This window comes from Pseudomonas sp. C5pp, assembly GCF_000814065.1.
GTDB lineage: Bacteria > Pseudomonadota > Gammaproteobacteria > Pseudomonadales > Pseudomonadaceae > Aquipseudomonas > Aquipseudomonas asiatica.
Genome location: NZ_JWLN01000005.1, coordinates 58,329 through 82,367 on the forward strand (window position 1 = coordinate 58,329; position 24,039 = coordinate 82,367).

Genomic DNA, 24,039 nt, shown 5'->3' on the forward strand with positions numbered 1-24,039 from the left:
GCAAACCACAGGAGGTCAGCGATTTGAAAATCTGCATTCTGGGCGCCGGCGCCTTGGGTTGTGCCATTGGTGCGGCCTTGAGCGAAGCGGGGCACGAAACCTGGCTGTTGAACCGTGGCCATGCACATGTCGATGCGATGAACCTGCACGGGCTGCGGGTGCAGGACGAACGCGGCGAGCGGCAGGTCCGGGTGAAGGCAGCCTGTGACGCGGCAACCGTGGGCGTGGCCGACCTGGTGGTGGTGCTGGTCAAGTCATTCCACACCGGCGAGGCGATTGCCGGGGCCAAGGCGCTGATCGGGCCGCAGACGCTGGTGCTGTCACTGCAGAACGGTCTTGGCCATGAAGACATCCTGGCCGAGGCCGTGGGCCGTGAGCGGGTGCTGGCTGGCAAGACCTACGTCGGTGGCGTGCTGCTGGCGCCGGGTTCGATCCGCGCCGGTGTTGCGGGCAAGCAGACTTTCATCGGCGAGCTCGACGGCCAAAGGACGCTGCGTGTGCAGGCCATCGCCGAGGTCTTCAATGGTGCCGGGCTCGCCACCACGGTCAGTGACAACATTCTCGGCACCATGTGGGACAAGCTGCTGGTCAACGTCGCGACAGGCGCGCTCAGCGGCATCACCAGGCTCGGTTATGGCCAGTTGTACAGCGAGCCGCTGCTGGAAAGCACCGCCAAGGCAGCGGTGGCTGAAGCCATTGCCGTCGCTGAACGAGCAGGCATCCGCCTGAGCCTCACCAGCCCGGATTCTGCATGGCGGCTGGCCGCCGAAGGCCTGCCGGCAAGCTTCCGTACCTCGATGCTGCAGAGCCTGGAAAAGGGTTCGGTCACCGAGATCGATTTCATCAATGGCTCCGTCGTGCGCTGGGGCCAGCGCCATGGCGTGGCCACGCCGGTCAACGCGACCCTGGTGGCCTGCATCAAGGGCATCGAACGCGCCATGGCCGATCAGCAGAAGGGGAGTAATCCATGAGCCAGCCGAAAGCCTACCTTGAACACGTTGCGTTCTGGGTGCGCGACATCCAGTGGCACATCCGCTTTTTCAGCGAGGTGTGTGGCATGACCATGCGTGAAATACAGGGTGACGTCGAGCAGCCTGCACAGTACTGGACCCTTGGTGGCCTGCAGTTCATCCACCAACCGGAATTTGCCGGCCCGGAAGGGCGCATGGCGCACCTGGGCATCATGTGCGAAGACCTCGAAGCTACCCTGGCCGCCGCACAGCGTTTCAGCGTGAGCGAAATGCCCCAGGGCCGCAACTGGCTGCGCCTGCCTGACGGCCTTGCGGTCGAGTTCATTCAGGCATCGCCGGCGAAATGCGTCGCCCAGGCACTGGCCATCGACCCACGTGCAGAGGTGGTGGCATGAGCGTAGTGGAAAGATACTGGGACGATGCCCGCGAAGGCGATGAATGCATCAGCCCCACCTACACGGTGACCCGCGAACGTATCCTGGCTTACGCAGACCTCACCGGCGACCACACCCCGGTGCATGTCGACGAGGCCTACGCCAACGCCAGTCATTTCGGCTGCCTGGTTGCCCACGGCCTGTTCGGCCTGTCGATCGCCGACGGCCTGAAGACCCAGTGCGAATACCGCTTTGTACCGGGCATGTCGCTGGGCTGGACCTGGGACTTCGTGCTGCCGATCAAGGTCGACGATGTGCTGCACGTGCGCATGCGCGTGGGGGCGATGCGCCCGAGCAACAGCCGACCGGGCTGGGGTATCGTGGTCTTGCCGTCGGAGCTGATCAACCAGCACGGCGAAGTCGTGCAGCGTGGCGAGCACCGGCTGATGGTGCCCCGGAGGGTGCAGGCATGAGCCAGGCATTGCCATTGGCAGGTATCCGCGTCATCGACTACAGCCACTTCCTCGCCGGGCCCTATGTGGGCCGCTGCCTGGCAGCACTCGGCGCCGAGGTGATCAAGGTCGAACGGCCGGGCAACGGCGATGCCGGGCGCCAGCATGCATTTACCCTTGATGAGCAGCAGAGCGGTTACTTCCTGCAGCTGAACATGGGCAAGCAGGGCGTCAGCGTGAACATGAAGGACCCGCGTGGCAAAGCGTTCATGCAACGCCTGACCGACTCGGCCGATGTGTTCATCGAAAACTATCGCCCCGGCGCCCTGGACAAGCTTGGCCTGGGCTATGCCGAGCTGTCGGCGCGCAACCCGCGTCTGGTGTACTGCTCCATCTCCGCCTATGGCCATACCGGGCCGGATGCCCACCGCGCCGGTTTCGGGCTGATCGCCGAGGCCAAGAGCGGGATCATGCAGATGGTCGGCGTGCCGGGCGAAGCGCCGCCGTTGCTGCGCATTTCCCTTGGCGACATGTACACCGGCATTCATGCCGTGGCGGCGATCAATGCGGCATTGCTGGGCCGGGTGAACAGTGGTCGCGGCCAGCACATCGACATGGCCCTGTACGACACGCTGGTGTCCATGCATGAATATGCGGTGCAGTGCTACACCTTGTCCGATGGCACCGTCCTGCCCGAGCAGACCGGCCATGACATGCCCACCTCCACCCTGTACGGCGTGTTTCGTGCGGCCGATGGCGACCTGGTAATCGCCGCCCAGGTCGACGATGCCTGGCAGCGCTTTGCCGCGATGCTGGAAGCCAACGGTGGCCCGGCCGGGTTCGGCAGCGACAGCCGCTACCACAGCCTCAATGGCCGCAACGCCCATCGCCAGGCGATTCTGGCCGTGGTTCGCGACTGGGTCGGCGCGCGCCAGGTGGCGGATATCCTGCAGTTGCTCGATGACATCGACATCCCCAGCGCCAAGGTGCAGCGCATTGACGAGGTGGTGGCCGACCCGCAGATTAAGGCGCGCAACATGGTCATCGAGCAGCAGCACCCGCGCTACGGTACCTTGCGCCTGCCCAACCTGCCGTTCCGCTTTTCCGACTGCGACACCACGATCCACCAGGTGGCCCCGGACCTCGGTCAGCACAATGCCGAAGTGGCCGCCGGCCTAGGTTTCACCCCTGAAGAAATCACCGCCATGCAGGCAGACGGTGTGCTGTTCACCCACGGAGATGCACGATGAGCGACCGCTATGCAGTGATCGGCCGGCCGATCAACCACACCAAGTCCCCGTTGATTCATGGCCTGTTCGCCCAGGTTGCCGGCCAGTGCCTGGAGTATGGCGCGCTGGAGGGCGAGCTCGAGGGCTTCGAGGCTCAGGTACTGCAGTTTCGCAGTGATGGCGGGTTGGGCATGAACATCACCGCGCCGTTCAAGCTGCGAGCCTTCGAGCTGGCCGACCAGCGCAGCGAGCGCGCACAGTTGGCGCGGGCGGCCAATGCGTTGAAGTTCGAGGATGGCCGTATCTTTGCCGAAAACTTCGACGGCATCGGCTTGCTGCGGGATATCGAGGAAAACCTCGGTGAGCCGCTGGTCAATCGACGGGTACTGTTGCTCGGCGCCGGTGGCGCGGTACGCGGTGCATTGCTGCCGTTCCTGCAGGCGGGGCCGAGCGAGCTGGTGCTTGCCAACCGTGACATGGCCAAGGCGCTCGCCCTGCGCAACGAACTGGATCATCCAAGGCTGCGCATCAGCCGTTATGAGGAGCTGGAGGGACAGTCCTTCGACATCGTGGTCAACGCCACCTCTGCCAGCCTCACCGGCGAGCTGCCGCCACTGCCTGAAGGCGTGCTGGGCGCGACGCAGCTGGCTTACGAGCTGGCGTATGGCAAAGGCCTTACGCCGTTCCTGCGCATGGCCCAGGCGCAGGGGGTGGTGCGCCTGGCCGACGGTGTCGGCATGTTGGTCGAGCAGGCGGCGGAGGCTTTCGCCTGGTGGCGCGGGGTACGGCCAGAAACCCGCGCCGTCATCAATCGCCTGACTATTCCCCTCAAGTAGGATCACGGTCCCTGTGGGAGCGGGCAAGCCTGCTACATAGAACTGCACATAACCTATTGAATCAGCAGGGCCCCTGTGGGAGCGGCTTTAGCCGCGAACACCGGCGCAGCCGGTGCCATGCACCGCGTTGGATTCTTCGCGGCTAAAGCCGCTCCCACAGGGTACGCGGTCGCTTTCGAATTGAGTTCTCTACGCGACAGCGCAGCCCACAGGGATCCCTGCCAATCAGTAGGGCGGTGCTGGCAGTTCGGCCAACAGTCTTTTTAGCCCGTCGCTCCACTGCCTGCGTATCTGCTCGTAGTACACATCGTCGCTGGCGATACGCTGGCGTTTCGGTGTTTCCAGGCTGTCCTTCTGATACACCAGCAGGTCCAACGGCATGCCCACCGACAGGTTGCTGCGAATGGTCGAGTCGAACGAGATCAGGCCGCAGCGCAACGCTTCATCGAGTGGCATATGGTAGCCGAGGTTGCGGTCGAGAATCGGCCGCCCGTACTTGCTTTCGCCCAGTTGCAGGAACGGGGTGTCCGGCGTGGCCTGGAAGAAATTGCCCTGCGCATAGACGTTGTATATGCCCATGGGGCCGCCGGCAATCTGGCCGCCGACGATGAACGAACTGCTCAGGTCGATTCCGGCCGACAGCTTACTGCGATCACGGCTGACCACCTCGCGCAAGGTGTCGGCGACCAGTACCGTTGCATCGTAGAGCGTCGCAACGTTCAACAGGTGGGGGCCGGGGCCCTTCGTACGTTGCTGGAGCAGGTTCACCACCGATTGCGAGGTCGCCAGGTTGCCAGCGGTCTGCAGGACGATCAGGCGCTCCCCCGGCACGCCGAACACGAACAGCTTGGCAAAGCTGGCGATCTGGTCGATGCCCGCATTGGTGCGTGAGTCGCTGATGAAGACAAGCCCGTCCGCCAGGTGCATGGCGACACAATAGGTCATTCTGTTTCCCTTGTTTTTTTCATGAACGGATGCCGCACCTGTCATTGGCGGTGCACGTGTACGCTGGCCTGCATCGATTCGGCGCCGCCCCCGCGGCGCACGCCCCTGACCGGGCAGGCATCGAGGTAGTCCAGGCCCACTGCCAGCTTCAGGTGGCGTTCTGGCCGGGTCAGGCGGTTGGTGATGTCGAAGCTGTACCAGGCGTCATCGACCCAGGCTTCCGCCCAGGCATGGCTGGCCAGGTGCTGCTCGTCTTCGGTACATAGGTAACCAGACACATAGCGTGCCGGAATACCCAGGCTGCGCGCGCAGGCGAGGAACGCGTGGGTATGGTCCTGGCACACCCCGGCAGCGCCGCTGAACGCTTCGATGGCAGTGGTGCCCACCGATGTGGCACCGGGGCTGTATGGCATGTGCTCGGCCAGGCCTTGCATCAGCCCGATCAGCGCCGCCCGGTCGCGGTGCTCGCCACAATGTCGGCTGGCGAAGGCCTTGAGAGTGTCATCGGCCTGGGTCAGGTGGCTGCCGCGCAGGAAGGGCAGGGGTGAATGGTCGCCGGCCTCTTGCTCGCGATCCGGGTCGATTTCTACCTGGCCGCTGGCGGTCAGTGCCAGGTGGCCATGGGGTTTGTCCAGGGTCAATACATGCAGGATGTTGCCATACGGGTCGATCTGGCCGTTGACCTTGCAGGGCAGGTCGAGTTGCCATTCAGTGATGCGCTGGCGCTCGCTGCTGCGTGGCGTCAGGCGCAGGAACTGGATGCTGTTGCACACATCGCTTGCATAGCTGTAGGTAGTGTCGTGGCGAATGGACAGTTTCATACGACCTCCAGATAGGAGTGGTGGACCGCCTGGCCCAGTTGATTGATGCGCCCGATGAAGTCGCTCAACCACGGGTGCAACCCTGCTTCGAGTATTTCGTCGATCGCGGTATAGCGCAGGCGAGCATTGAGTTCGGCGGCCATGCGCTGGGCGGCGCGCCCGGTGCTGCCCGGCAGGCTGGCAAGGATCTGGTCCAGCTCCTCGATGCAGGCATGCAGCGAGCGGGGCACATCGACCCGCAGCAATAGCAGCTCGGACACCGGTCGTGCACTGGGTGCGGCGCGATACAGTTCGTTGAAGGCTTCGTAGGAGGTCAGCGCGCGCAGCAAGGCGCTCCATTGGTAATAGCCGCGGGCAGAATCATCGCTGACTTCCTCGGAGGCCTCCCCGAACATTTCATAGCGTGCATCGAGCAGGCGCAGGGTGTTGTCAGCCCGCTCCAGGAAGGTCCCCAGGCGGATGAAGCTGTAAGCATCGTTGCGCATGATGGTGCCTGAAGTAGCACCGCGGAACAGGTGCGAGCGTTCCTTGACCCAGTCGCAGAACTGGCTGATGCCATAACGGCCGAGGCCATTGCTGGCAATGTTGCGCATCTCGATCCAGGTAGCGTTGATGTTCTCCCACATGTCGGCAGTGATGCGGCCACGTACTGCGTGGGCATTGGTCCTGGCCGCCTGCAGGCAGCAATAGATGCTGCCGGGGTTGGTCGCATCGAGGGCGAAGAAGTGCAGCATGCGCTCGGTGTCCAGCTCGGTGTGCCGGCGGCGGTAGTCGTCCAGCGTTCCGGATGCCAGCAGTGACATGGCCAGCTCGGCATGGCCGTCGCTGCGGCCAGCCTGGGGCATCAGCGACAGCGAATAACTGACCTCGAGCATGCGCGCAAGGTTCTCTGCACGCTCCAGGTAGCGCGACATCCAGTAAAGGTCGGAAGCAGTTCTCGAAAGCATGGTTCAGTCCTCCACCACCCAGGTGTCCTTGGTACCGCCGCCTTGCGACGAGTTGACCACCAGCGAACCTTCCTGAAGGGCCACGCGGGTAAGGCCGCCTGGCACCAGTCGGGTTTCACTGCCGGACAGCACGAACGGGCGCAGGTCGATGTGGCGCGGCGCGATGCCGCTGTCGACGAAGGTCGGGCAGGTGGAAAGGCACAGGGTAGGTTGAGCGATGTAGGCGTGCGGGCGGGCCTTGATGCGAGCGCGGAAGTCCTCGATCTGTGCGCTGGTCGCCGCAGGCCCGACCAACATGCCGTAGCCACCGGAGCCCTGGGTTTCCTTGACCACCAGCTCGGGCAGGTGGGCCAGGACATGGGAAAGCTCTGCAGGCCTGCGGCACTGCCAGGTCGGGACGTTGTTCAGGACCGGCTCTTCGCTCAGATAGAAGCGGATCATGTCGTCGACATAGGGGTAGATCGACTTGTCGTCTGCCACCCCGGTGCCTACCGCATTGGCCAGCACCACGTTGCCAGCGCGGTACACCGAAATCAGCCCCGGCACGCCCAGCATCGAGTCAGGGTTGAACGACAGTGGGTCGAGGTAGTCGTCGTCCAGGCGGCGATAGATCACATCCACCTGTTTTGGACCAGCGGTAGTACGCATGTAGACGTGCTCGTCACGGATGAACAGGTCCGCACCCTCGACCAGTTCGATGCCCATTTCCCGGGCCAGGAAGGCGTGCTCGAAATAGGCACTGTTGAAGCGGCCAGGGGTGAGCAACACGGCAGTGGGGTTGTCCAGTGGGCTTGCGCTCTTGAGCGTGTCCAGCAGCAGGTTGGGGTAGTGGTCGATGGGAGCGATACGCTGTGCGGCGAACAGCTCGGGGAACAGCCGCATCATCATCTTGCGGTCTTCGAGCATGTAGCTGACCCCGCTGGGGGTGCGCAGGTTGTCCTCCAGCACGAAGTAGCTGCCATCCCCGTCACGGACCAGGTCGACGCCAGCGATATGGGCATAGAGCCCGCGGTGCAGGCCCAGGCCCTGCATGGCGATCTGGTAGCCTTCGTTGGCCAGCACTTGTTCCGGCGGGATGATGCCGGCCTTGAGGATGCGCTGGTCGTGGTAGATGTCCTGCAGGAACAGGTTCAACGCCTGAACCCGCTGGATACAGCCGCGCTCGACCATGCGCCATTCGCTGGCGCGAATGCTGCGCGGGATGATGTCAAAGGGGATCAGGCGCTCGGTATCCTCTTTGTCACCGTACAAGGTGAAGGTGATACCGGCGCGGTGAAACAGCAGGTCAGCTTCGCGTCGGCGTTGCTCCAGCAACTCCAGCGGGGTGTTTGCCAACCAGCGGGCGAACTCCTGGTAATGCGGGCGGCAACTTCCGTTCGTATCATACATTTCATTGAAAAATGCCCGGGACATACCCACTCCTTGCCACCGTTGCCGGCGGCTTCATTGCGGTTCATCTACGTGTTTCAGGGTGCGGCCTTGCGGGTCGGTGGGTGTTTTGTCTGCGGTGAGCCTCGAATCCGATCAATTGCTGTGCGTTGTGCACGCAAGAGGCCATTGCAATGAAGGTGCCGAAAGCCAGGCACAGCTCTGGATTGGCAACAGGCTGGCGGTAACACCTTGAAACTCTTGGGTTTTATTGCTGAATTCGATGACTGCGCCGCATGCAGCCGTGCGGGAACGTCGGGAGGGGGGGCAGGCGCGCCTCAAAAAAAGGCGCGTTATGCACCGAGCTGCAGCTTTTGCTCCGAATTGGAGCGAGTCCATGGCGAGGCGACACTCCGGCCGCGCAAGCAAGGAGTAGTGCGTTTCGTTCCGAGTGTCAGGTTATGACGCAGTCACCGACGCAGAATACTCTGGACGTCGCTTGCAGATCGAAAACGGTCACTATCAATCAATGGATTTGGCCATTTCCGACGTTCCAGTCCAGCCGGTCTGCTCATAGACCGGTTTACCCGTCTCGGTGGCATGCAGGACAGCGAAGGTGATGCCTCGGCGAGCGAACTCGGCGTCAGCAGCCTGCATCAAGGCCGAAGCCAGGCCGCGGCGGCGGTAGGCCGGCTGGACGAACACATTCAGCACGTACCCACGTTTGTCCAGGGTTGGGTGCGATGGATGGGGAGGCCAGTCAATGCTCATCAGGCCAATGGCTGCAACCGGTTGGTCGCCATCCAGGAGCTTGAAACCGTAATACCGACCGTCACCGAGCCGCTCTTCCAGCCATGGGCGAAAGTGCTGAGTCATGACTTGCAGTTTTTCAGGGTCGCCACCTGCCTCAAGAAACATCTCCTGGCGATGCGAGCAGATCATTGCTGCGTCAGCGGGCCCGACTGGCTGACACTCCAGGCCTGCAAACGCTCCACATCCTTGTAGCTCGATCATCGTTTATCCATCGCAAGTGGCCGATTCAAGAGAAGGCAGCCTATGGCATCTTCAGGCCTGCTTGCAATGGCTTGGCTCAACGCCTGAGCGCACAACCTGCTGGATACAGCCAAGGAAGCCGGTGCGTCGCCCCAGGATGAAAATGCATTTCGTCGAGTGGGCGGAGGAGGAGTCGGCATGATGGACGAATCCTCCTCCTGTAGTCCGTGACGACGATCAGGCTTGTACCGCGTCGGCCCCGCCAGAGAGCACGGATTTTTTGCGTACCGCTTGATAGAGAAGGCTGGACACCATGAAGCCTGCAATGGCCAGCATGCTCATCAGAATGAACACATAGTTGTAGCCCTGTTGACCAGGAAAGTGGTCGAGGATCGCGCCATAGATGACGTAGGCAAACATGCCGGGGGCATAGCCGATCAGGCAACCGATGCCGAAGGCCGAGCCGGTGATGTGCTGGGGAATGCCGACTTCGCCCATGGGTGCCCAGAACACGCCGCGCATCGAGAAAACAATCAGGGCGAAGGATAGGGTGGCCGCCATCCCCGCATAGATGAAGCCCGGGCTTTTAGGAATCAGCATGATCACGGCCATCAGCGGCAATAGCGCCAGAAATGCCCACTTCAGATAACGGCTGGTGCTCTTGAACTGCTTGTCGGCAATGAAACCGCCGGCAGGCCCGCCGAGGATTTTCAGGAAGTATTGATTGATGATGCCGTAGGCGCCTACCAACGCTACTGGCAACCCGTACATTTCCTTGAGGTAGGGGATGAAATAGGTCAGGCCGCAGTAGACGATGTAGACCATGAACACATTGAGGCTGACCAACCAGATACCGGGTACCTTGATAGCCTCCATCAGGTTTGCCAGACCGTTTTTCGGCTTGGTGGCCGATTGCGCATTACCGCCCTTGAGCAGGACCCAGGTCAGGGTGCCAGCCAGAATGTCGATGACCGAGTAGAACAGGATCGCCGATTTCAGGCCGGCTTCCCCCGAGCCCATGGCGACGAACACGCCCAGTGCGGAAAAGGCCACCAGCGTATCAACCACGCCGCGCCCGCCTTCCAGCAGGCCGAACAACCGGCCTTGCTCCTGATCGTCACCCAGATTGCGGATGGCCTTGAGCAGCGATGGCCAGAACAGGCAGTCGGCACAGACGGCCAACAGACTGAACACGATCAGCAAACTGCTGAAGGGCGGAAAGGTCGCCAGGTACAACCCCAGGCTCCCGGTCCCGATCAGGCCGAGGGGGATCAGTTTGCGCGTGTCGTAGCGATCGGCGAGCAGGCCACCAACCACGAACAGTGCAGTCGCGATGATCGCGTTGGCACTCAACAGCATGCCGATTTCAGTGTGGCTCAGGCCCATGAATTCCTGCATGGGGACATAGAAGGCGTCCTTGAGATTCGCCAGCTTGTAAATGGTGCCGCCACCAAGGATGAGAATCAGGAATCTGAGCCATTTGGCCTTGTTTTGAGTTGTCATTATTGTTCTCCGGGCGTAATCGGGTCGTCAGGTTCAGGCGTTGGAAGGAGCGGCCAGGGTCAGTTCAGCCAAGGTGCGCAGTTCGCCCAGCAAACCTCGGACATAGGCCACCTGATTGTTCGCCCAGCGGTGTTCGTCGGCCAGCATGCGCTCGAGCGAGTAGCCTTTCGGGAGCGGCGTTTCGCTCATCTCCCGGTATGCAATGAATGGATCGGCTGCTTCGAGGCTCTGGCGGAAGGCCGGGGCCACGTAGTGATTTTCCTGCTCGAGAATGAACGCGATCACTTGCGGGGTTGCTTCGCCCAGCATCAACAGTTCGAACAGCATGCGGGCGCTGGGCAGATCGTCTTCGTCGCTGCCTTGCAACACGCCGTAATGGCCGAAGCCGTTTTGTTCGGGGACGATGCGTACACCCTTGAGGTGAGCCTGGCGGATGTGCGGCGCCAGGTTGTGCAGGGCCTGCAGGGGCTGTTCGCAGGCATTGATCATGTTGCCGAAGTCGAACAGGGCATGCAGGCGAGGGTGGTTGACACGGTTGAGCAGCTGCGCAATTTCGCTGCTCTTGAGTTCTTCATGCTGCTCGAAGTCAAAGTACAGATCGTTGGCATCGGCCTGTTGTGCGAGGTAGTGCAGGTCGGTCTCGATCACGTCCATGACCCGCGACAGCGGACCCTCGTAACGTGAGTAGACACGGATGTTGCGCACGCCCAGTGCGTTGGCGATGGCGATCACCTGGTCGACATCCTTTTTCAGCGTGCTGCTGATTTCCAGGTGCACATCCAGCCCCAGCGCCTTGGCCTTGCTGGCAAACGCCTGGAGCTGCTCTGGCGACATCCGCCTCAGGCTGTTTTCCTCGCCGTCGAGCAAATGCAGGCTCAGGCCTTGCAGTTCGTGGCGATAGGCGAAGTCGAGCATGTCCGCGGGTGTGACACGACCGTGGGTGAGGTTGGTCAGTAGCGGGTAGGCGTGGGCAAACAGGCGCAATTGCCCGAGACGCTCAAGCAGCCGCTGGGCCAGTGCCTCTGTCAGCACTGGAGCAGCCACGTGTTCGACCACCTTGTGGCTCAGCAAGGCGTTGAATCGTTCCTGGATCTTGTTGTTCATTAGAATTGTTCCTGGTTCAGGCACCGGTCTACCGGCGCAGCCTTTATCGCGCCAGCCAGGAACTCTCGATAGATCCATTATCAATTAATTGATAAGGCCACTTTCCACGCATCAAGTGGTCGGCGGAAGATAACCCAGCGTGCGCAAAGCCTGGGCCAGCTCCTCGACACGCTCACGGGCCTGCTTTTCAGGCGTGCCGGCAAAACCGATCAACAGGGCAGGCGGCAGGTCACGCTTGATGCGGTAGTCGCTCAAGGCGTAGGTGTGGATGTTGTGTCGGGCCAGTTGCCGGGCGATTTCAGTGTCACTGAGTTCGGGGGGTAGCCAGGCGATCAGGTGCATGCCAGCATCCGTCGGAGTGATCCTGAAAAAGCTGCCGATCTGCTTTTCAAGTTGTTCGATCAACGCCTGCTGGCGCGCCTTGTACAGTGCACGCATGCGGCGGATGTGCCCCAGGAAGTGGCCTTCGCTCATGAAGTCGGCCGTTGTGGCCTGAAGCAGTGTGGGCGGGCTGCGATCCATGACCGCGCGCAGGGTGCAGAAGGGCTCGACCAGAGCCTGCGGCAGGATCACGTAGCCTAGTCTCAGTGACGGGAAGAGCACTTTGCTGAACGTGCCGACGTAGATCACTCGGGCCATCTGGTCCATGGCATACAGTGCCGGAAGAAGTCGACCACTGTAGCGAAACTCGCTGTCGCAATCGTCCTCGATGATCCAGCTCTGATGCTTCGCAGCCCAGTCGATGAGTGCTTGGCGCCGCACATAACTCAGGGTGACACCCAAAGGATGCTGACGCGAAGGCGTACAGAATACCAGGCGCGCATCAGGGCACTCGGCAAGGCCTTGCTGGACATCGATCCCCTGTTCATCAATACGCAACGGAATGATCCGGGCCCCTTGGGCTTGCAACGCAATTCGCGCGGCGATGTGCCCAGGGTCTTCCATCCAGACACTGTCCTGCGGATTGAGCAGCAGCATGCCCAGCAGGTTGAATGCTTGCTGCGCGCCGGAAACGATCACTACCTGCCCGGCATTGCAGTCGATACCTCGCGCATCGAAGACATACTCGGCAATCGCTGTGCGAAACGCCTGCAAGCCTTGCAACTCGCCATAACCCAGGATCGCCTTGGTTGGCTTTAGCAAATGACGGTTCATCAGGCGCCGCCAGATGGCTTGTGGAAATCCTTCATAGGTGCTGTGACTGGGCAGGAAGGAGGTCGGCGTCGCCGGATCCCAGTCGGCATAGGACACCCCGCGAAAATGATCGCTGCGCAGCGACAGCATCGACTGGCTCAGTTCGGACAGGCGCGGTGGCTGGCGCGGTGGTTCGTCCTCGATACTCCGGTTTTCCCACTCAGTACCGACATACGTACCTGCACCCGTGCGCGAGGCCAGGAAACCTTCGGCAATCAACTGATCGAAAGCATTGAGGATGGTGATCCGCGACAGCCCCAACTCGATGCTCAAGGTCCGGGTCGACGGCAGGCGCACGCCCCCCTGAATTCTGCCGTTGAGTATCTGTTTGCGAATCTGCAGATACAGCTGACGGTACAGAGGTATGGCACTGGCACGGTCCAGTTCGATAGCCGACAGCAGCAAACCTGTGGGGGATTTCATGACATGCTCGTCTGGGTAAAACGGGATTTGATCTGGAAACCGTCAGGCGACGGGATTTCAGGGTAGCGAGCGATACCCGATAAGTCATCTGTCCGGTGTTGATGTCCGGCACAGTCCGGGGCTGGATAATGAAAAGGACCGATTCACGTCAACTGGAAAGCGTCTGCTTTGGGCCAACAAACAGCGGGTTACGGCTGACCGCTAACGACCCCAGGCTGTGTGAAAACGTTCGACGCAATCCGGCTGGTTAGAAAACGAACAAAATTTCGCGCTCCTGCGCAAAATCTGGGTTAGCTGAATAACCAAGCCATTACAGATTTCACGTACGCTCGCGCTATCCAGAGATCCGTTTGCGTTTACACACAGCCTGGACCCGTAGCTGCCGCTCGTAGCCTCGGTATAACGAAAGGCACTCTAAACATAATCGGCCGAGGGATCGACTCACCTGTCGACATAGTGATGCGCCCCAAATAGCATGCCTTAATCCAATATTCCCGAGATGGAAAAAATGATCTCAGATCCTGGCACGCCAACTCTAGACCAGCTGAAAGTTCTCCTGACGGTCGTAGAGGTGGGAAGCTTTGCCGGTGCTGCAAGGAAACTGCATCGTGCAACGTCCGTGGTGAGCTATTCCATTTCCAATCTCGAGATGCAGCTCGGCGTATCACTTTTTGACCGCAAGACGACACGTAAACCGAAGCTGACAGAGGCTGGCCGTACAGTGTTGGCCGAAGCACGAACCATCATCAACGGAGTCAACGGACTGCGTTCGAAGGTGTCTGGACTGTTGCACGGTCTCGAAGCAGAGGTGCATCTTGCTCTGGATGTAATGCTGCCAGCGGAGCGGGTGGTCGATGCGCTCAGGACTTTTAGACAGGTGTTTCCCACTGTGGCTTTGCATCTACACATGGAAGCGCTCGGTGCGGTCACGCAACTAGTACTTGAGAAAAAAGCCGGCATTGGGATCAGTGGTCCCCTGGACCCGGGGAGGGATGGCCTTGAGCGTGTCGGCGTAGGGAGTGTTGAGTTAGTACCCGTTGCAGCCCCGGCGCACCCGCTTGCCCTCGCCAGCCGCAACGAGCCTGGTGCGGCAAGAAATCACATCCAATTGGTGTTGTCAGACCGTTCAACGCTTACCGGGGACAGAGATTTTGCCGTAGTGAGCCCCCGTACATGGCGGCTCGCGGACTTAGGCGCAAAACACATGCTACTCAAGGAAGGCATTGGCTGGGGCAACATGCCCTTACCTATGGTCCAAGCGGACCTCAATTCGGGACATCTTATCCATCTCGATCTTCCTGATTGCAAAGGCGGCTCTTACGCGTTTGACGCTATCTACCGGACTGATTCGCCGCCTGGGCCGGCTGGGCTATGGCTCATCAAACGCTTCGGCCAGCAAGCCGAAGCTCTCTAGACTTGTCGAATAAGTCGAATAAAACCCTCGATATTCTTCTTGTTTTTAGCCAGCTAGACCCCTGTTAGGCTGTTGCTCATAGACCAGACCCGCGCTTCGGTGCCTGGCCTCAATGGTCACAAATTTCCGGTACCACGAGGTGAACCTATGTATTCGGCAGCCGAGCTTCTCAAACACCATTTCGAAACGTTTGTTGATGACCATGAAAAATGGAAATCCCTAATCGCCCCAGACATCGTCTGGGAGCTGCCCTTCGCCCCGAGTCTCGGTCACCCGGAAAAGCTAGTCGGCCGCGAGCAAGTGCTCAATCACGTCGCCTGGTTTGTCGGAGCGGTTGAATCATTTCGATTCCACGATATACGTATTCAGCAATTCGCTGATTCACTGTCTGCCGTCGCGCAAGTCAAGGCGCAGGGGATCATCACTGAGACGGGTAAAACCTACTCACAACAATATGTCCTTTTCGTTAGCGTTTCTGAGGGAAAGCTGACGCATATTCGTGAGTACTTCGATCCTGTCCAAGCGTCTTACGCCTTGGACTCCCCCGTGGTGATGCCGGGCTAGCGCCGCTGCCTAATTCACGAAAGAAGCAAAACTCCGACAGGCAAAGCAAGGTTGCCAAGGAGTCGAATGTCAAAAAGAAAGAAATTGGCACCGTCGAAAGCGACAACCAATTCCTGACTTGGAGACATCAAAATGACTGACTTCATCCCAACCCCAAATGAAGTGGCAGGCAAAGTGGTGCTGGTAACCGGCGCGGCTAGCGGCATTGGGAAGGCCATCGCCGAGCTCCTTCACAGCCGTGGAGCGAAAGTCATTGCCGAGGATATCGACCCGAAAGTCAACGCCCTTGAGCGTCCCGGCCTGGTTCCTTTCGTCGCCGATATCACCGTTGACGGTTCTGCCGAGCAAGCGGTGGCGTTGGCGGTAGAGAAGTTTGGCAAGCTGGACGTCCTGGTCAATAACGCCGGTCGCATCCTATACAAGCCCCTCGTCGAAATGACCCGTGAAGATTGGGAATGGCAGATGCAAACCAACGTGACGGGGGCCTTTCTTCATTCGCGAGAGGCGATGAAGGAGATGATGAAGAACAAGAGCGGCGCGATCGTGAACATCGCCTCGTACGCGTCCTACTTCGCATTTCCCGGTATCGCGGCCTATACCGCGTCCAAAGGCGCCTTAGCACAGTTGACTCGTACCCAGGCGCTGGAAGCGATTGAGCATGGCATTCGGGTCAATGCCATTGGCGTGGGAGATGTGGTTACCAACCTGTTGAACCACTTCATGGAAGACGGTCGTGGGTTCCTGCAAGAGCATGGCAAGTCCGCGCCGATCGGTCGAGCTGCAGCACCGGAAGAGATCGCTGAGATTGTCTCTTTCCTGGCTTCCGAGCGCGCCAGCTTCATTGTCGGTTCGGTGGTCATGGCCGATGGCGGCATGAGCGTACCGGTAGGTTAATCCTTCGCCTTGTCCGCGTTGTGCTGCATTGGCAGCACAACGCGTTTTCTTGCTAGCAGACCTTTTCAGCGGAGGCGTCATGATCGCACCTCGAAAATCCGACTTTCCCCTCATCGACGTTCGCCAGCATCTGGAAACCGGGCCCATCGTCCTCGTGACCTCAGTCTGGAAGGGCGAAAGCAACATCATGACCATGGGATGGCACATGATGATGCAGTTCGATCCAGCCCTTTTTGGCTGCTACATCTGGTCGGGGAACCACAGCTACGAACTGATCCGCAACAGCCAGAAATGTGTGATCAACGTACCCACCCTGGAGCTGGCAGACCAGGTAGTCGCGGTGGGCAATAGTACGGGCAGTGACGTAGACAAGTTTGGTGAATTCGGACTTACCGCGACAGCGGCGACGCGGGTTGCAGCGCCGCTGATAGCCGAATGTTATGCCAGCTTCGAATGCCAGCTGTACGACTCGAAGTTGATTGGCGATTACGGCTTGTTCATCTGGGAAGTCGTCAAAGCGCACGTAGATCGCTCCGTGGAGCAGCCCAGAACGCTGCACTACAGGGGAGGCGGTCAATTCATGGTGGCTGGGGAAACCTTGGATTTTCGCCAGCAATTTCGTCCCCAGAACCTCTGACTGGCGTGGCCCACTCACTATTTACGGTATTGAGTGGGCGTGACGCCAACCTCACGTTTGAACACCTGCGAAAAATGGCTTGGGCTGCTGTATCCGATCTCTAAGCCTATATCGATCACGCTCCGATCCGTTTCGACCAGGAGCTGCCGGGCCCTTGCCATCCTAAGTCTGATAAAGAACTGCGACGGAGAATAACCAGCGGCTTTTTTGAACAGCCGGCTGAAGTGATACTCACTCATCCCAGCGATTTCGGCCAAGTGCCCGAGATTGAATTCCTCAGCCAGATTCGCCTCCATCGCCGACAGCACGCGGCGCAGCTTGTAAGCAGGCAACGCGTTGCGGCGCACGATATCGTCCGCTGAGCTGTCTAGGTAGTTGCGGGCAAGGTGAATGGCGATGCACTGGGCCAGACCCTGCAGATAAAGAGGACTAGCCCTGTGCCCCGTCAGCTCCAGGCGAACTTGCTCCAGTAGAACGGACAACCCATCGTCACGCCCGCCTGAGACTTCACGTAGTCGAACCGCTTCCACAGACCCGCCCAAGACCTCATGGATGGCTTTTTCCAAAAGCGGGATGCCGAGGTAGATATGCATGACTTCAAATGGTTCTACACCGTCTACGTTCCAGCGCATCTCGTAAGGCTGTGCCGAAGTAGTCAAGAAGAAATCACCTTTGGACACCTGGCTACATTGCCAGTCGCCGTCAAGCTCACGCTCCTGGACGGCAGCATTCCCGGAGATGATCCACACGAGCAAGGGCTCAGCTACGGCGGGCACGATAAAGCTCTCTTCTTTACGCTCCCGGTTAAAGATCTGCACCAACATATCCCTATCGGCCAGGACGTCCGAGGCGGCAAGCCGCTCACCCCGAATGTAAGCCTCCAACCCATGAGCTGAAGTCCGCTCTATGACATCCATGGGAATCGTCACCTCAGTCAGTACGCCTGCTCAAACGAGCCACCTCGGGCATTGGTCTCACAGGGTGGACTTGAAGTTCAAGCCTAGGCTTTTAATGGTGGAGGCCCATCGCGGACCCGTTCGGGGATGTAAAGAACCCCCTCTGGATGCGTGTTCTGAAAGGTAAAGGTCGAAAAAAGCCGGAATGTCTCCATTCCGGCCGGGCCTTCAACGCTCGGGATATAGAATCATCCCTGCGTGATACAGCACGTTGCTACGAAACTCCCCGTCGGCAGTAAATCCGCTGTCATCTACATACTCGATGTGATCACCCTCTAGCCAGTATCGACCTTGGTACGCGCTTTGTTGCCCTCCGCGGGCTTCGTCATAGCGGCCGCCAGGCAAGAGCTCATGGCGAACGCGTCCGTCAGCCGTCACCCACATGCCAACGTATTTGTCCTGATCTCCAAGTGGTTCACCCATGGCATTTTCCTCGCTGTCGACCGGACATTCAGAATGGACTTGCGGTTGGACGCACGATCAGTTCGCTGACATCGACATCCGCAGGCTGTTCTACGGCGTAGGCGATCGCCCGGGCAATCGCCGAGGCAGGAATCGCGATCTTGCGAAACTCGCGCATCTCGGCACGCCCGCCCTCATCGGAAATGCTGTCGGCCAGTTCGGACTCGGTGACGCCTGGGGCAATGACGGTGACCCGGATGTCACCCCCCACCTCTTGGCGCAAGCCCTCGGAAATGGCTCGTACGGCATATTTGGTAGCGCAGTACACCGCAGCGGTCGGGCTCACCGCGTAGGCTCCAATCGAGGCAATATTGATGATCTGACCGGCGCGCTGTTCTTGCATGAGCGGCAGCGTTGCGGCAATGCCGTGCAGGACGCCGCGAATGTTCACATCGATCATCCGATTCCACTCATCTACCTTGAGCGCTTCGAGTTTCGAAAGCGGCATGACGCCGGCATTATTGATCAGCACGTCGACGCGTCCGTGCAGTTCGACAGCGAAGTCTATAAAGGACTGCATGTCATCAAGGTTGGTGACATCCAGCGCCAGCACATCAGCGATACCGCCTGCTGAACGAATCTCCCTGGCGAGAGTTTCCAGGCGATCGGTGCGGCGGGCGCCCAGGACCACGCGAGCGCCTTTGCTGGCTAGCAGGCGGGCTGTTGCTTCGCCGATACCACTGCTGGCGCCGGTGATCACGATGACTTTTTGTTCGATGCCGTGCATTTTTTCGTACTCCTGTTTCTGGCTTGAGGGGCCACCGCCGACAGGCAGGTGGTGAAGCAAGAGTAAGAAGCCTGAGCAGGGCTGGGTTATCCCATTCCTATGGCCAACATGCACGATCCTGCGTGAGCGGTCGGTGTTGGAGGCCATCCCGTTATCAGTGGGCAAAAGGAAAAAAGACTTTTCTATTTAATCGAACATAAACCAAGAAATTAACCGGCTATTCAGCTATGTGAGGCTGTTCCAAACTTACTCCTATCAGCGTTCCATTCCGGAATGCTTACATCAAGGAACGTATGCCATGCCTCACGCCACCACCGTTTCAAGCGCAGCCTCTCATCCTTCGGCTGCAACAGCTGGTGCCGCCGCACTAGTAGGTCGCGTTTTTCTGAGCGCGATATTCATCCTCTCCGGCATATCCAAGGTAAACGCGCCGGCCATGATGATCGGCTACATCAGTTCAGTGGGTCTGCCGTTTCCTTCCTTAACGCTGACGCTTGCCATTCTTGTGGAAATAGCCGGCGGTGTAGCTCTAGTCGCCGGCTATAAAACCCGTGTTGTCGCAGCAGGTTTGGCGCTTTTCAGTGTCCTCACTGCGGTGATCTTCCACAGTGCTATGGCCGATCAAAATCAATTCATTCACTTCTTCAAGAACATCGCGATGGCCGGCGGTTTGCTGCAGATCGTGGCTTATGGCGCAGGCCGCTTCAGCTTGGATTCGCGTCGCCATTAACGCGCTGCCAACCATCGACTTAGCTAAACATTACCTACAGACGGGGAAGTACATGAAAGCTATACAAGTGGCAGAGTACGGTCAGGTTGAGCGGCTTGAGCTGATAGAGCTTGAAGAACTGGTGCCCAACGATGACCAGGTTCTGATTGACGTTGCCGGGAGCGGAATCAATCCGATCGACTGGAAGATTCTCTCGGGGGCCATGAAGCAGTTCATCCCAATGTCCTTCCCCTACACGCCGGGTGTCGAGGTTGCTGGCACCATTGCAGCAGTTGGAAAGAATATTCATGAATACGCAGTGGGTGATGAGGTGTTCGGATTCATTGGAATAGTCGGTGGTTACGCCACTCAGGCTCTTGCAACGCCCGACAGGCTTGCGCACAAACCCGATGGGCTATCACTTCTTCACGCCGGTGGAATTCCTGCCGCAGCGCTTACTGCTTGGCAGGCGCTGCACGAACACGCCGAAATCAAGCCAGGCCAGACTGTTTTGATTCACGGTGCCGCAGGAGGGGTGGGTAGTTTCGCGGTCCAGTTAGCACGGCTGGCCGGCGCTCACGTAGTGGCAACGGGCTCGGCCAGAAACCGAGACTACCTCCGATCACTCGGCGCCCATCAGTTCATTGATTACACCGCACAACAGTTCGAGAACCTCGTCAGCAATGTCGATACGGTGATTGATCTGATCGGCGGAGAAACTCAGGATCGGTCCTGGACGGTGATCAAGCGCGGTGGGGCGTTAGTCTCGCCTGTCAGCACACCCAACGCGCAGAAAGCTCTTGAGTACGGCGTAGTCGGCAAAAACTTCGCAACCCGGTCGGACGGGCGCCAGTTAGCGGATATAGCGAAATTGTTTGCTGAGAAGAAGCTACACGCCGAGGTTGAGGTCGTTCCACTTTCCAACGCGGCTGAGGCTTTGATGCTAAGCCGGGGAGGACATACTCGCGGCAAGCTGGTGTTCGATGTGAATCGGTGATTAACCTCGAAGGCCCTGCGCTCGAGTAAATCTGCCAGAAGGCGGCCCTGTGCAGAAATATGCAAAAGCCTCGCAGGAACCAAATAACGGCCTGCTTATCGCCGCCGTAATCTGAGCCCAAGCAGAAAGCGAGCCCGCTTCTGCCGCCGGCCATCAGAGCGACCGAGCCTGCAACAAACAGGAATTCACGTCACGCTTTGCACTGACAACCGGCAACGAATCCATCGCAAATTACGGAGTCGCTGTCATGAAAACTGTACATACCATGATGATTGGAATCGTCTTGTCTGCTCTCAGCGCAGGTTCGATGGCACTGCCGGCCAAAGAAATTGGAAGTTGGACCAATCAGACCTGCAAAGAAGTGATGGCTCCCCTTGTGGCGGAGGGTGGTGCTGATCGCCTGAATGACCGCCGTGTGGCTGAAGATGGTGCGGATCGCCTTAATGACCGCCGTGTGGCTGAGGGTGGTGCTGATCATCTGAATGACCGCCGTGTGGCTGAAGGTGGTGGGGATCGTCTCAATGACCGCCGCGTGGCCGAGGGTGGTGCGGATCGTCTCAACGACCGCCGCGTGGCCAAGGGTGGTGGGGATCGTCTCAATGACCGGCGCATGGCCGAGGGTGGTGCCGATCGCCTGAATGACCGCCGTGTGGCTGAGGGTGGTGCTGATCGCCTGAATGATCGCCGTGTGGCTGAAGATGGTGCGGAACGTCTTAATGCCCGTAGAGTGGCTAAAGTCGATGCGGATCGTGCCACCTATGCCTGACGTATATAGCCCATACTATCGAGAGCCCGGCCCGCCGGGCTCTCGCATTTGAAGGGTGTCCATTTAGCATCTACCCAAAAGGCTGCGGACCAATTTATTCTCTGCAAAAGAACCAGGCTAATGGGAGGTAATGGCAGTGGATGATAGGGACGAAGAGCTGACGCGTCTGAGGGCCGAGCTAGCATCAACCATGCATCGTTATGCTCCCACCTATGGCGTGTTTCAGACGGGAATTGCTCCGCTGTATTTCATACGCAGTGATACTCCAACCGACGTGATCCATACTGTCCATAAGCCGGGGCTGTGCATCGTTGTGCAGGGCCGAAAACAGGTGCAGTTGTGGGAAGAAAGCTACGTCTACGACCCTTTGAATTATCTGGTCGTCTCGGTAACCCTGCCTCTAGCGGGTCAAGTGACAGAGGCATCCTCAGAAAAGCCTTATTTCTGTATCCGCCTGGATATCGATCCGGCAGAAATCGCTCAGCTGATCGCAGACCTCAGTCCTGTCGGTGTGCCAAGCCAGCAGCCCCACCGAGGGTTATATCTGGATAAGATCGACAGCTCCTTGCTTGATGCAATGCTGCGATTGGTACGTCTGTTGGATGTGCCATCGGATATCCCAGCGTTGGCGCCGCTAGCATTGAGGGAAATTTTCTACCGACTGCTCAAAGGCCAGCAGGGTCAGCGTTTACATGAGATAGCCATAACCGATAGCCAGACCCATCGCGTCACTCGGGCCATTGAGTGGCTGAACAACAATTATGCACAGCCGTTGCACATTGATGAGCTAGCGAGCTATGTCAATCTGAGTAACTCGACGCTTCACCATCGATTCAAGGCTGTCACCGCAATGAGTCCTTTGCAGTATCAAAAACAACTTCGCCTGCAGCATGCACGCAGGTTGATGATCTCAGAGGGTCTGGATGTTTCTACAGCCGGATTCAAGGTGGGCTATGAAAGTCCGTCACAGTTCAGCCGTGAATACAGCCGGATGTTTGGGGCCCCACCGAGCCGAGATATCGCGAAGCTTCGGTCTCTCGGGTAAGGTGCTGCCGAAGACTTGGCTAAAACAATCCTGATGGCGGACGTCGAGCAGAATGTGCTGCGGTACGTTATAGTTATCACATCCGAATGAAGAGAATAGCAGTCTCCACCCGACTCGGTTTTCAAGTCTACGTACTAGTGATATGGCTGCTTTAACGCCAAATCCGTTTCTATAAGCCATGGTTCTGTCATTGACTCTAAACCGTGACCGAAACCGACTGAGTTACGAAGCTTTCCAAATGAGAATTGGCTTTAGGGAGGCAGGGAAACTATCGACGTCTATCAGCTTTTGGGCAATTTATGCCCGTGCTGATCGACAGCTATTGGTCGATAGCTGCCTTACCTGACATACAGCTCCATACCGAGGCAAACCTGTTCTGATTCCGGCCATCCCGTCATGGAAGCACAGGTCGCCCCGCTTTTCGCCTACTCCTGCAACTGCACGATCGATTCCCCAGGCATGCGCCTTTGCTCGGCCACATGCCTCTAAGCATGGGACGGCGTCGCACGCCGTGCTGACGGTGTTCGCCCAGAGCATGATGGGAACCGCCAAACCTGCTTACCCTGCCACCCTGTCAAAGGCGTAATCCTTGAAAACTAACCACCCGATCCCATGGGAGCACTGTAAATGTCTGTCGACTTCAGACCCGCTCAAGCCTCGGACGCGCACGATATTGCGCGCTTTTTTCAACTGACATCGGAAGGTATGGCCGATTACATATGGAGCAAGCTTGCCGCACCTGGAGAAGCATTGCTGAGTGTCGGCGCGTCTCGCTATGCCAGGGAGCAGGGTGACTTTTCCTATAAGAACTGCCTGATGGCCACTTTCGAAGGGCGCGTCATCGGCATGATGCATAGCTATGCCTTGCGCGAGACCCCTGACAGGCCTGTCGAGACAGACCCGGTCCTGGCGCCTTATTCCGACATGGAAATACCCGATACCTTGTACATATCCAGCCTGGCCCTGGACGAAGCCTGGCGCAGCCACGGGCTGGGCGTCCAGTTTCTTCGCCACGCCCAGCAGCGCGCCGAGGAGTCTGGCCTGAAGGGGCTATGCCTGATCGATTATGCAGAAAACCACGGTGCACGCCGCTTCTACGAACGTCACGGTTTTCAAATTGTAAAAACCTGCCAGATCGTCCCGCACCCGATGCTGGGCGTGACCGGTGAAGCCCATTTGATGTACCGCCCTAACTACAACGTGCTCGAGAAAAAACCATGAACAAGAAACTGACCGTGTTCCGCGAACTGGATATTCAGCCGGTACGTGACCTTCCTTTTTTTGAAGAGGTCCTTGAAGGCACCCCTCATACGCTGACGTCCAAGTACTATCACGACGAACAGCAAGGTCGCATTTCCGGAGAATGGGAAGCCAGCACCGGAGCGTGGCGCATCGATTACAAAGTTTGGGAGTTCTGCCATGTCCTGAGTGGACGCTGCGTCATCGAGCTTGAGGGATGCGCCCCCATCACGCTGGCCGCTGGCGACACGTTCATTATCGAACCGGGCGCCAAGGGCAAATGGACCGTGCTGGAAGATATGAAAAAGAACTTCGTGATCCTTTTGCCCGCGAACTAAGGCTCGCGTTTCATCGAGCGCAGCGCATGGACAGTTAGCATGCTTGCCTGCTGGCAGCGCTCGAATGTTCTTTGGCAGGCCACAACAGCCCTCTAAACCTCATGTCCGCGCTGTCGCGCATGGAGCTGAGC

The 24,039-nt window shown here is 58.8% G+C and carries 26 protein-coding genes; 15 read left to right on the forward strand and 11 right to left on the reverse strand.

Features of this window, described 5'->3' with window-relative positions; translation table 11 throughout:
• The first annotated feature begins 23 nt into the window (after positions 1–23).
• Genes RR51_RS05620 through aroE form a run of 5 tightly spaced genes read left to right on the forward strand, consistent with a single transcriptional unit; the run spans position 24 to position 3,862 of the window.
• Positions 24–971, forward strand: a complete 948-nt coding sequence (locus tag RR51_RS05620) for a ketopantoate reductase family protein (RefSeq protein WP_039612861.1) — start codon at positions 24–26, stop codon at positions 969–971.
• On the forward strand, positions 968–1,366 hold the full coding sequence (locus RR51_RS05625; protein ID WP_039612862.1) for a VOC family protein: 399 nt from the start codon (positions 968–970) through the stop codon (positions 1,364–1,366). The genes RR51_RS05620 and RR51_RS05625 overlap by 4 nt, the downstream gene beginning before the upstream one ends.
• Positions 1,363–1,818: a MaoC family dehydratase gene (locus tag RR51_RS05630; protein ID WP_003256790.1), complete on the forward strand. Its 456-nt coding sequence runs from the start codon at positions 1,363–1,365 to the stop codon at positions 1,816–1,818. Before RR51_RS05625 ends, RR51_RS05630 begins: the two co-directional genes overlap by 4 nt.
• Positions 1,815–3,047, forward strand: coding sequence for a CaiB/BaiF CoA transferase family protein (locus RR51_RS05635; RefSeq protein ID WP_039612863.1), 1,233 nt, complete (start codon positions 1,815–1,817; stop codon positions 3,045–3,047). Before RR51_RS05630 ends, RR51_RS05635 begins: the two co-directional genes overlap by 4 nt.
• Positions 3,044–3,862, forward strand: coding sequence for a shikimate dehydrogenase (aroE, locus tag RR51_RS05640; protein ID WP_039612864.1), 819 nt, complete (start codon positions 3,044–3,046; stop codon positions 3,860–3,862). The genes RR51_RS05635 and aroE overlap by 4 nt, the downstream gene beginning before the upstream one ends.
• Positions 3,863–4,087: 225 nt before the next feature.
• Here aroE and RR51_RS05645 read toward each other — a convergent pair whose 3' ends face one another.
• The 8 genes from RR51_RS05645 to pdxR form a co-directional block, all read right to left on the reverse strand.
• Positions 4,088–4,807, reverse strand: a complete 720-nt coding sequence (locus tag RR51_RS05645) for a proteasome-type protease (protein WP_015270103.1) — start codon at positions 4,805–4,807, stop codon at positions 4,088–4,090.
• A gap of 41 nt (positions 4,808–4,848) precedes the next feature.
• Positions 4,849–5,628, reverse strand: coding sequence for a transglutaminase family protein (locus RR51_RS05650; RefSeq protein ID WP_039612865.1), 780 nt, complete (start codon positions 5,626–5,628; stop codon positions 4,849–4,851).
• Positions 5,625–6,575: an alpha-E domain-containing protein gene (locus tag RR51_RS05655; RefSeq protein WP_015270105.1), complete on the reverse strand. Its 951-nt coding sequence runs from the start codon at positions 6,573–6,575 to the stop codon at positions 5,625–5,627. The genes RR51_RS05650 and RR51_RS05655 overlap by 4 nt, the downstream gene beginning before the upstream one ends.
• Before the next feature lie 3 nt (positions 6,576–6,578).
• Complete coding sequence (locus RR51_RS05660) at positions 6,579–7,988, reverse strand: circularly permuted type 2 ATP-grasp protein (RefSeq protein WP_015270106.1); 1,410 nt, start codon at positions 7,986–7,988, stop codon at positions 6,579–6,581.
• A gap of 477 nt (positions 7,989–8,465) precedes the next feature.
• Entirely contained in the window at positions 8,466–8,957 is a 492-nt protein-coding gene (locus tag RR51_RS05665) for a GNAT family N-acetyltransferase (RefSeq protein WP_039612866.1), read from the reverse strand.
• Between the two features lie 216 nt (positions 8,958–9,173).
• Complete coding sequence (locus RR51_RS05670) at positions 9,174–10,439, reverse strand: MFS transporter (RefSeq protein ID WP_039612867.1); 1,266 nt, start codon at positions 10,437–10,439, stop codon at positions 9,174–9,176.
• A gap of 33 nt (positions 10,440–10,472) precedes the next feature.
• Positions 10,473–11,543 carry a sugar phosphate isomerase/epimerase family protein gene (locus RR51_RS05675; RefSeq protein WP_039612868.1) on the reverse strand — a complete coding sequence of 357 codons (1,071 nt, stop codon included), beginning with the start codon at positions 11,541–11,543 and terminating at the stop codon, positions 10,473–10,475.
• 111 nt (positions 11,544–11,654) lie between these two features.
• A complete protein-coding gene (gene pdxR, locus RR51_RS05680; protein WP_039612869.1) occupies positions 11,655–13,160 on the reverse strand; it encodes a MocR-like pyridoxine biosynthesis transcription factor PdxR in 1,506 nt (501 codons plus the stop codon).
• Between the two features lie 508 nt (positions 13,161–13,668).
• Between pdxR and RR51_RS05685 the strand changes: the two genes are divergently transcribed.
• The 4 genes from RR51_RS05685 (at position 13,669) to RR51_RS05700 (ending at position 16,669) form a co-directional block, all read left to right on the forward strand.
• Positions 13,669–14,574, forward strand: coding sequence for a LysR family transcriptional regulator (locus RR51_RS05685; RefSeq protein WP_039612870.1), 906 nt, complete (start codon positions 13,669–13,671; stop codon positions 14,572–14,574).
• A gap of 147 nt (positions 14,575–14,721) precedes the next feature.
• Positions 14,722–15,138, forward strand: coding sequence for a nuclear transport factor 2 family protein (locus RR51_RS05690; protein WP_039612871.1), 417 nt, complete (start codon positions 14,722–14,724; stop codon positions 15,136–15,138).
• A 132-nt stretch (positions 15,139–15,270) separates the two neighbouring features.
• Complete coding sequence (locus tag RR51_RS05695; RefSeq protein ID WP_027609281.1) at positions 15,271–16,032, forward strand: SDR family NAD(P)-dependent oxidoreductase; 762 nt, start codon at positions 15,271–15,273, stop codon at positions 16,030–16,032.
• A 79-nt stretch (positions 16,033–16,111) separates the two neighbouring features.
• Entirely contained in the window at positions 16,112–16,669 is a 558-nt protein-coding gene (locus RR51_RS05700; protein ID WP_039612872.1) for a flavin reductase family protein, read from the forward strand.
• Between the two features lie 17 nt (positions 16,670–16,686).
• On the opposite strand, the gene RR51_RS05705 is transcribed toward RR51_RS05700, so the two are convergent.
• From RR51_RS05705 to RR51_RS05715, 3 genes are all read right to left on the reverse strand, one after another.
• Positions 16,687–17,586: an AraC family transcriptional regulator gene (locus RR51_RS05705; protein WP_039612873.1), complete on the reverse strand. Its 900-nt coding sequence runs from the start codon at positions 17,584–17,586 to the stop codon at positions 16,687–16,689.
• A 207-nt stretch (positions 17,587–17,793) separates the two neighbouring features.
• Positions 17,794–18,048: an Atu4866 domain-containing protein gene (locus tag RR51_RS05710; RefSeq protein WP_039612874.1), complete on the reverse strand. Its 255-nt coding sequence runs from the start codon at positions 18,046–18,048 to the stop codon at positions 17,794–17,796.
• Positions 18,049–18,076: 28 nt separating this feature from the next.
• Complete coding sequence (locus RR51_RS05715; protein WP_039612875.1) at positions 18,077–18,814, reverse strand: SDR family oxidoreductase; 738 nt, start codon at positions 18,812–18,814, stop codon at positions 18,077–18,079.
• A 298-nt stretch (positions 18,815–19,112) separates the two neighbouring features.
• On the opposite strand from RR51_RS05715, the gene RR51_RS05720 reads away from it, so the two are divergent.
• The 6 genes from RR51_RS05720 to RR51_RS05745 all read left to right on the forward strand — a co-directional run bounded on the left by RR51_RS05720 (position 19,113) and on the right by RR51_RS05745 (position 23,908).
• A complete protein-coding gene (locus RR51_RS05720) occupies positions 19,113–19,544 on the forward strand; it encodes a DoxX family protein (protein WP_039612876.1) in 432 nt (143 codons plus the stop codon).
• A gap of 52 nt (positions 19,545–19,596) precedes the next feature.
• Positions 19,597–20,520 carry an NADP-dependent oxidoreductase gene (locus RR51_RS05725; RefSeq protein ID WP_039612968.1) on the forward strand — a complete coding sequence of 308 codons (924 nt, stop codon included), beginning with the start codon at positions 19,597–19,599 and terminating at the stop codon, positions 20,518–20,520.
• Positions 20,521–20,767: 247 nt separating this feature from the next.
• Positions 20,768–21,286, forward strand: coding sequence for a hypothetical protein (locus tag RR51_RS05730; protein WP_082044653.1), 519 nt, complete (start codon positions 20,768–20,770; stop codon positions 21,284–21,286).
• A 130-nt stretch (positions 21,287–21,416) separates the two neighbouring features.
• Entirely contained in the window at positions 21,417–22,331 is a 915-nt protein-coding gene (locus RR51_RS05735) for an AraC family transcriptional regulator (protein ID WP_039612877.1), read from the forward strand.
• A 627-nt stretch (positions 22,332–22,958) separates the two neighbouring features.
• The gene (locus tag RR51_RS05740; protein WP_039612878.1) at positions 22,959–23,552 is read left to right on the forward strand and encodes a GNAT family N-acetyltransferase; all 594 of its coding nucleotides are present in this window, start codon (positions 22,959–22,961) and stop codon (positions 23,550–23,552) included.
• Positions 23,549–23,908 carry a cupin domain-containing protein gene (locus RR51_RS05745; RefSeq protein WP_039612879.1) on the forward strand — a complete coding sequence of 120 codons (360 nt, stop codon included), beginning with the start codon at positions 23,549–23,551 and terminating at the stop codon, positions 23,906–23,908. Before RR51_RS05740 ends, RR51_RS05745 begins: the two co-directional genes overlap by 4 nt.
• Positions 23,909–24,039 lie beyond the last annotated feature (131 nt).

Excerpts from the sequence above, each read along its gene's own strand:
- RR51_RS05625 (WP_039612862.1), top strand. The coding sequence starts at position 968 with ATGAGCCAGCCGAAAGCCTACCTTGAACACGTTGCGTTCTGGGTGCGC.
- RR51_RS05630 (WP_003256790.1), top strand. The coding sequence starts at position 1,363 with ATGAGCGTAGTGGAAAGATACTGGGACGATGCCCGCGAAGGCGATGAA.
- RR51_RS05635 (WP_039612863.1), top strand. The coding sequence starts at position 1,815 with ATGAGCCAGGCATTGCCATTGGCAGGTATCCGCGTCATCGACTACAGC.
- aroE (WP_039612864.1), top strand. The coding sequence starts at position 3,044 with ATGAGCGACCGCTATGCAGTGATCGGCCGGCCGATCAACCACACCAAG.
- RR51_RS05645 (WP_015270103.1), bottom strand. The coding sequence starts at position 4,807 with ATGACCTATTGTGTCGCCATGCACCTGGCGGACGGGCTTGTCTTCATC.
- RR51_RS05650 (WP_039612865.1), bottom strand. The coding sequence starts at position 5,628 with ATGAAACTGTCCATTCGCCACGACACTACCTACAGCTATGCAAGCGAT.
- RR51_RS05655 (WP_015270105.1), bottom strand. The coding sequence starts at position 6,575 with ATGCTTTCGAGAACTGCTTCCGACCTTTACTGGATGTCGCGCTACCTG.
- RR51_RS05660 (WP_015270106.1), bottom strand. The coding sequence starts at position 7,988 with ATGTCCCGGGCATTTTTCAATGAAATGTATGATACGAACGGAAGTTGC.
- RR51_RS05665 (WP_039612866.1), bottom strand. The coding sequence starts at position 8,957 with ATGATCGAGCTACAAGGATGTGGAGCGTTTGCAGGCCTGGAGTGTCAG.
- RR51_RS05670 (WP_039612867.1), bottom strand. The coding sequence starts at position 10,439 with ATGACAACTCAAAACAAGGCCAAATGGCTCAGATTCCTGATTCTCATC.
- RR51_RS05675 (WP_039612868.1), bottom strand. The coding sequence starts at position 11,543 with ATGAACAACAAGATCCAGGAACGATTCAACGCCTTGCTGAGCCACAAG.
- pdxR (WP_039612869.1), bottom strand. The coding sequence starts at position 13,160 with ATGAAATCCCCCACAGGTTTGCTGCTGTCGGCTATCGAACTGGACCGT.
- RR51_RS05685 (WP_039612870.1), top strand. The coding sequence starts at position 13,669 with ATGATCTCAGATCCTGGCACGCCAACTCTAGACCAGCTGAAAGTTCTC.
- RR51_RS05690 (WP_039612871.1), top strand. The coding sequence starts at position 14,722 with ATGTATTCGGCAGCCGAGCTTCTCAAACACCATTTCGAAACGTTTGTT.
- RR51_RS05695 (WP_027609281.1), top strand. The coding sequence starts at position 15,271 with ATGACTGACTTCATCCCAACCCCAAATGAAGTGGCAGGCAAAGTGGTG.
- RR51_RS05700 (WP_039612872.1), top strand. The coding sequence starts at position 16,112 with ATGATCGCACCTCGAAAATCCGACTTTCCCCTCATCGACGTTCGCCAG.
- RR51_RS05705 (WP_039612873.1), bottom strand. The coding sequence starts at position 17,586 with ATGGATGTCATAGAGCGGACTTCAGCTCATGGGTTGGAGGCTTACATT.
- RR51_RS05710 (WP_039612874.1), bottom strand. The coding sequence starts at position 18,048 with ATGGGTGAACCACTTGGAGATCAGGACAAATACGTTGGCATGTGGGTG.
- RR51_RS05715 (WP_039612875.1), bottom strand. The coding sequence starts at position 18,814 with ATGCACGGCATCGAACAAAAAGTCATCGTGATCACCGGCGCCAGCAGT.
- RR51_RS05720 (WP_039612876.1), top strand. The coding sequence starts at position 19,113 with ATGCCTCACGCCACCACCGTTTCAAGCGCAGCCTCTCATCCTTCGGCT.
- RR51_RS05725 (WP_039612968.1), top strand. The coding sequence starts at position 19,597 with ATGAAAGCTATACAAGTGGCAGAGTACGGTCAGGTTGAGCGGCTTGAG.
- RR51_RS05730 (WP_082044653.1), top strand. The coding sequence starts at position 20,768 with ATGAAAACTGTACATACCATGATGATTGGAATCGTCTTGTCTGCTCTC.
- RR51_RS05735 (WP_039612877.1), top strand. The coding sequence starts at position 21,417 with ATGGCAGTGGATGATAGGGACGAAGAGCTGACGCGTCTGAGGGCCGAG.
- RR51_RS05740 (WP_039612878.1), top strand. The coding sequence starts at position 22,959 with ATGTCTGTCGACTTCAGACCCGCTCAAGCCTCGGACGCGCACGATATT.
- RR51_RS05745 (WP_039612879.1), top strand. The coding sequence starts at position 23,549 with ATGAACAAGAAACTGACCGTGTTCCGCGAACTGGATATTCAGCCGGTA.